Annotated in this window: 4 protein-coding genes; all 4 read left to right on the top strand. The window is 45.7% G+C overall.

Translation table 11 applies throughout. The annotated features are described in order from the left end of the window. Positions 1-191: hypothetical protein (locus VN105_RS13790; protein ID WP_325641822.1), on the top strand; the 191-nt coding region annotated here is incomplete at its 5' end. 146 nt (positions 192-337) lie between these two features. Next, positions 338-2,188 carry a tetratricopeptide repeat protein gene (locus VN105_RS13795; RefSeq protein ID WP_325641824.1) on the top strand — a complete coding sequence of 617 codons (1,851 nt, stop codon included), beginning with the start codon at positions 338-340 and terminating at the stop codon, positions 2,186-2,188. A gap of 206 nt (positions 2,189-2,394) precedes the next feature. After that, positions 2,395-2,856, top strand: a complete 462-nt coding sequence (locus VN105_RS13800; protein WP_325641826.1) for a hypothetical protein — start codon at positions 2,395-2,397, stop codon at positions 2,854-2,856. A 204-nt stretch (positions 2,857-3,060) separates the two neighbouring features. Next, the coding region (locus VN105_RS13805; RefSeq protein WP_325641828.1) for a ligand-binding sensor domain-containing protein at positions 3,061-5,508 on the top strand (2,448 nt) is incomplete at its 3' end.

The raw sequence follows: 5,508 nt of genomic DNA on the forward strand, positions 1-5,508 counted from the left end.
TAAAGCTTTTGGATGATACACCATTTGGCAAATATTACGGGCTCAGTAACAACAAAATCTATATTGATTTCAGAACTATACCGGAAAATGCCTTTAACGAAAAACGTACCGCTTATCTCAATGTTCAGCGGATAGATCTTCATAGGGAAATAGAGAGGTTGGATAAACAATATCAAAGGAAAAATAAATGAGTTGGCAGCTTTAAAAATAAGGGAAGCGAACACTCCCTTTAATTTTTAATTGCTTGCAATTTCGCCGGAATTTTGCGAAGTTCGTTGCTTCAGGTGGCATATCGAAGTATATTTTAACTCCTGGTTTAGGTTGATAAACAGCATAAATGAACAGGAAAGAACTGAATACCATATCAAAAAATCTAAAAGCAAAACAATTCCGGGAATGCTGGTGCGTAATCCGGCTGTGCAGCAGCCTGGCATTTTTCTTTTGGCTTTACAGCAGCGCCGCTTATGCCCAAACCGGGCAGCCGGCCAATCCCCTGGATGCGGTAATAACCCACCGGAAAGAAGATACTGCACAGGTGAACGAACTGTTGAAACTTTCTTTCCAGCATTTATACAACGATTCCCTTAAATCCCGCTACTATGCCCTGAAAGCCCTCAACCTCTCGGAAAAGCTGCAATACCGGTTCGGGGAAGCATGTGGCTGGACCCGCCTGGGCGATGTATATCATCAAAGCGGGCAATACAAGGAAGTGTACGCTGCCTATCAGAAAGCAGTGGCAATTGGTAACAAATACAAGGAAACACAGGCATTATGCATTGTTTATAATGAACTGGGCCTGTTCTATAGTTCCCTGCAGGAATCAGACAAGGCGTTGGAATATTTTCAAAAAAGTCTCCTGCTCATTCCTCTATCCAATCAACAGGCTATATGCAACAAGTATCTGAATATCGGGATGACATACGGTGCAGCCGGCGATACAAAGAAAGCCCTTGAATACCTGGAAAAAGCATTGGCCATCGCGCTCAGGACTAATTCATCGAAAGACCTGGCATTCATCTATCATAATATCGGCAACGTTTACAAAGAACAAAAAGAGAAGGATTTTGACAGGGCAATTGAATACTATATGCTGTCGTTAAAAGCCTCCATAGACAGTAAGAATCTGAAACTGGAAGCAAGCAACTATACCATGTTATCCGATATTTATATGCAGCAAGGCATGCTGCAGCCTGCTTTGCAGTTTGTGCAACAGGCAATTGATGTATCCGGGAAAGCAGGCTTTACCCCCATTTTAATCAACAGCCGCATCCTGTTATACGATATACAATCAAAACTGCACCTTTTCCGGGAAAGTGAAACAGGACTGCAGCAATTACAGGACAGCGGATCACTTAATATGGAGCAACGGAAGTATATGCTGGAAGCCTTCCTCGACCTGTTCAGGGAAAAGGGAGAATACAGTAAGGCGCTGAATTATGCCGTTTTGCTGGCAGCGGCAAAAGATTCTATAGCAATACTGTCTAATAAGAAAAATATGGACCTGCTCGAAGTACGTTTTGAAACAAAGGAGCAGGAGAAAGAAATAAACCTGCTTAAACAGGAAAACAAGTGGAAAACCATCCTCCTGTATCTTGGTGGTATCGGCGTATTGTTAAGTACCGGCATTATTGTACTGCTTTTTTATTCCCGGCGGCTAAAGGAGAAAGTATTTGAACAACGGGAAAAAATGCTGCAGGAGGAGAATAATAAAATACTTGCGGAAAAAGCGCTCATGGAAGAGAAAGCGTTGCGGGAAAAAGAAAAATTGAATCATAAAAACAGGGAGCTTAGCGCCAGCGTTATCCAGGCCGATCAGATGAACAGGATACTCTCCGATATCAAGGAAAAATTGTCTGGCCAGGATAAACTGAATAATACCACCAATATGGAAGATGTGCAGCGGCTGATACGTCATAACCTCAGGCTGAGCGATAACTGGCATAAATTTAAACTGCATTTTGAAGAGGTGCACCCCGCTTTCTTCGATAAACTGATCGGCCTTTCGCCCGGCTTATCCCAGAATGAACTGAAACACTGCGCTTATATCCGCATGAATATGTCTAATAAACAGGTGGCCAGTTTATTAAACGTACATCCCGATAGCGTTAAAATGAGCCGTTACCGTATCAAGAAAAAATTTGGATTGTCTCCCGAAGATGACCTAACACGATACATATTATCATTGTAGCATATAAAAAACAGTCCCTGTCATAACCCCCTTGTATCCACAGCGAAGCAGTTAACCAGCATTACTTTTATCCGCTTTTTTATCGCTTGTAGCCCTTTTGTAACCCCTGCAGGAACCTTTTGTAGCCCCCGCAAATGCAGTGCTGTGGTCATGTTCACAATATCTTTGTGATAGTTTATTATTTGTGTAATCTCTAAAAAATTGTCATGAAAAACGTTATCACGAGAAAACAGTTAACACGGAATACCTTCCTGGTATGGGGATTATTTATCATAGGAGCGCTATGCATATTTTCATCCTGCAAAAAGGAAAAGAAGGATGATTTGAAACAGGCCAGTGGATCATTCACTGCATTTGAAGCACTCATAAATGGTCAAACCCTGCCCTTACCCACCCAAACAGAAAGCATTAAAATAAACATCGATATAGTAGACAATACCCATGCTAAGGTTACCGTAGTGTATTATAAAAACAACCAACCCCAAACAGCGCCCGCTATAGATTGCACTATTGGAAAGGATGCAGACGGATTTATGGTGCTTAATGATGCTGCCAATAACCTGGTGATATTGTACTATGATCAGTCTACTATCGACTGCTTTGTACCTGGCGGCGGAGGAAATGTTTCCGCCTCAAAGGACGGAAAGAAACCCGACTGGTGGGACTGATGGCAGGACATCAGAACAGCCGGCCCCTTGTTTGTTGATGGCATTTAGCCGGTGTTCCCGGCTGAATGCTCCCCAAATCTTTAACAAAAAAGACTTCCGGAAGGAAGTCTTTTTGCATTTCAGCCATTTCTAAGCCCTCCTGCAACAAATTGACAACAACATTTAGTACATTTATCTGACAGCACTACTTTCCCTGAATCTGAAATGATTAATGGTCATATAAAGGCGCACGCCCAACGATGGCAAACTGTAGCCAGGTATAGCTTTTACCTGCTGTGGATCTTGTTATCCTTCATCCCGGCCACCGCCCAGAAAAAAGAAACACCTACCTCTAATTTCTCCCACCTCGATATCAGCAACGGGCTGGCAAGTAACCACGTATCGGCCATCCTGCAGGACAGGAAAGGATTCATATGGATCGCCAGTACCGCCCTGCAACGTTACGATGGCGCCAACCTGGTAACTGTAGCCAGCTTCGACAGGGTGCCGGGCTCTATTTATTACGATGACATCTGCCTTTGTGAAGATAAAAAAGGCCGCATCTGGATGGGTACTCCCGACAACATTCGTGTGTACGACCCTGTTACCGATAAGGTGAAGGCCCTCCTGGTTGCCGGCCGCGATGTACGGCCGGAAGGACTCCAGTGCAGCCAGATCCTGGAAGACCATGAAGGCGTGATCTGGGCCACCACCCACGACGGCCTCCTGCGCTTCAACGAAAAAGCCTTCAACTTCCAGAAAGCAGACCTTATCCCCGAAGCAGACCGCATCCAGATGATGGACGCCATCATGGAAGATGAAAGCGGAAACCTCTGGATCAGCGGCAAACATGGCATATACATACTGGACCGCCAACGGAAAAACCTGTACAACTCCGCCAACAACCCCCAACAACTGCCGGTACTCAACATCGATAACACCTTCCGGAAAATATTTACAGACACTGAACACCAAATATGGATGGCTGGCCGGCACGGTATCCTGTACAATTATGATCCCGCTTCCCGGCAACTGGCACACTATAACTTTGAACCTCCAGGCGGCAGAAAAGGCCATGAAGACTATGATGCCATCTTCGACCTGGCAACAGACAACGATAAAAACCTCTGGATAGCCACCGAAAAAGGAGGAATACTCCGCTTTAACCGCGCCCTGAAAGATTTTGACCTGAACATCATCGCCAATAATACAGACGCAAAAGGATTTCACTATACCTACGAAGCCAATTGCTTCCTGAGCGACCGCGAAGGCCACCTCTGGATCGGTACCGACCTGGGCGTGAACATCCTTAGCCTCCATAACAAAACATTCCGCCTCCTCGATAACAGAACCGTTTTCCCAAATACTTCCCGGCGCCTGCCTGAAGCAGAAGTAACCGGCATCTTCCAGTCTTCCCATGGCGATGTATATGTAGGCTACTGGGGAAAAGGCTTCAGCCGCCTGAACAAAAACCTGGAACTGGTCGGGAATTATGTACACGACAACGGGGAACCGGCATACACCCTCCCGGAAGAACGCGGGCTGGTATGGACCTTCGCAGAACTGAAAAATGGAAACATCCTTGTGGGGCAGGAAAATGCCTACATCTCTGTGTTTAATCCAATAACCGGGAATTTCATCAAACATCTTACATCTCCCGTTCTCTATGAACAAACAATTCTGAACCTGCATCCGCAAAACGACACCACCGTTTGGATAGGCTTATACAAAAGAGGACTGGCCGGCTGGAACCCGCAACAAAATACTTTTCAACACTACCATGAAATAGTAGATTCATTAAAACGCCCCGTTTCGGTAATGGATATTGTACCGGAAGGAGATTCCCTGCTATGGCTTAGTTCAAGCAGTGCCGGGCTTATCCGGTTCAACACCCGCTCCCGGCGTATTATACACCGCCAAATCTTTGAAAGAAATACGAAAGTATACAACAACATCACCAGCCTGCACCGTTTTAATGACTCCATTTTGCTGGCCGGCACAGATCACGGTTTGTGGATTTACAACACCCGCACGTACACCTACAAGCCCCTCCTTACCAATAATAAACTGTTTGACCAATGGGTGCTGAGCATGGAGGACGCCGGGCCAGGCAGCATATGGTTCACTACACAATATGGATTTTATCGCTATCACGTAGCCGATAACCGGCTGGAAACCTTCATCCAGGGCGATGATATCATTGATAATACCCGGAAGGTAAGACGTCGTATCGTAAAACTGGCCGATGGTAACCTGCTGGTAGGAGCCTCCGATCATATCGTTGCTTTCGATCCCTCCGGCCTTAGCGCAGCTCCGCCACCGCCGGATGTAACCATCATCAACCTCAAAGCGGTAGACAGCATCATCCTGATCCAGTCTGCCCTGCGCGACAGTACGCCGGTAACCCTCAACCACAGGCAGAACTTTATCAGCATAGAATTTAAAAGCCTGCAATACCACGATGAAAAGATCCGCTACTATTATCAGCTGGAAGGAGTAGATGAGAACTGGGTGCTTACAGATAATATCCTGATGGCAAAATATACCAACCTGCCCCCGGGGAATTATACATTCCGGGTACGCGCGGTAAATACTGCAGGTACTTTTTCACAACATATCAGCACACTGAAGATCTTTATTGAACCGGCCTTCTGGCAAACTACCTGGTTCCGC

Source organism: Chitinophaga sp., assembly GCF_035564935.1.
GTDB lineage: Bacteria > Bacteroidota > Bacteroidia > Chitinophagales > Chitinophagaceae > Chitinophaga.